This is a genomic window from Halalkalibacter sp. AB-rgal2 (genome assembly GCF_041821005.1).
In the GTDB taxonomy this organism is placed as follows: Bacteria; Bacillota; Bacilli; order Bacillales; family Bacillaceae_D; genus Halalkalibacter.
Window position 1 is genome coordinate 1 of the sequence record NZ_JBGUAV010000071.1, and the last position, 746, is coordinate 746.

A 746-nucleotide genomic window follows, 5' to 3' on the forward strand; every position below is an offset into this window, starting at 1 on the left:
AGCTCCGCATTTTGTTCTTCAAGTGAAGAAACACGTTGTTCTAATTCTTCAGTTGTACGTTGAGAGGTCATATCATTGGTTTTCATACCGTTATTATACCATGACCTCTCCCTTATTGGGGCTTAAATAACGGATTTTGCCGTTACTTTGGGGTGTGCGGCTTTTTGATCGATCGGGAGGCCATCTAGTAACCAGCGAAATTGCCGAAGGTTAATCATTTGTGGAGAGGAAGAGGGGTCTTCTGGCCAAGGAAACGTCCCTTTTTCCAAGCGACGGTAATAAAGCCAAAAGCCATTATGCTCCCAATGAAGGATTTTGATTTTATCGCGCTTGCGATTACAGAAGACAAAAAAGCAAGGCGAGAACGGATCAAGCTGAAAGCTTTCTTGTACAATGGCGGCAAGGCCATCAATGGATTTACGTAGATCCGTACTTCCCTTTGCCAAATAAACACGCTCGATCAAATGATGGTGGATCATCCATTTCTCAACACCTTAAGAACACGGTAGAGATGTTGTTCACTCACATCTTCAGGTATCATAAGCGAAAGATCATCCATTTTTAATTCAATAGCTGGATTCGTACTCATCGAGGAAACCTCTAATGTTGTCCACCCATGATGATCGAATTGAGAAGAATCCGCGGATCGGTTCATTTCTGCTTTCAATTTTCTACGCCAGTAATGGAATTGATGTTGTGTAACTCCTTCTTGAGTGGACACCCATTCTGGGATCGTTTGACCACTC

At 42.9% G+C, this 746-nt stretch carries 2 protein-coding genes; both read right to left on the reverse strand.

The annotated features are described in order from the left end of the window. Positions 1–122: 122 nt before the first annotated feature. Positions 123–479, reverse strand: coding sequence for an IS66 family insertion sequence element accessory protein TnpB (tnpB, locus tag ACERJO_RS21020; protein WP_247107608.1), 357 nt, complete (start codon positions 477–479; stop codon positions 123–125). After that, positions 476–746, reverse strand: a 271-nt coding sequence (gene tnpA / locus ACERJO_RS21025; RefSeq protein ID WP_373648782.1) for an IS66 family insertion sequence element accessory protein TnpA, incomplete at its 5' end; no start/stop codon positions are given. The genes tnpB and tnpA, both read right to left, overlap by 4 nt.

Bases quoted from the DNA above. Each gene is read 5' to 3' on its own strand.
- tnpB (WP_247107608.1), bottom strand. From the start codon at position 479: ATGATCCACCATCATTTGATCGAGCGTGTTTATTTGGCAAAGGGAAGT.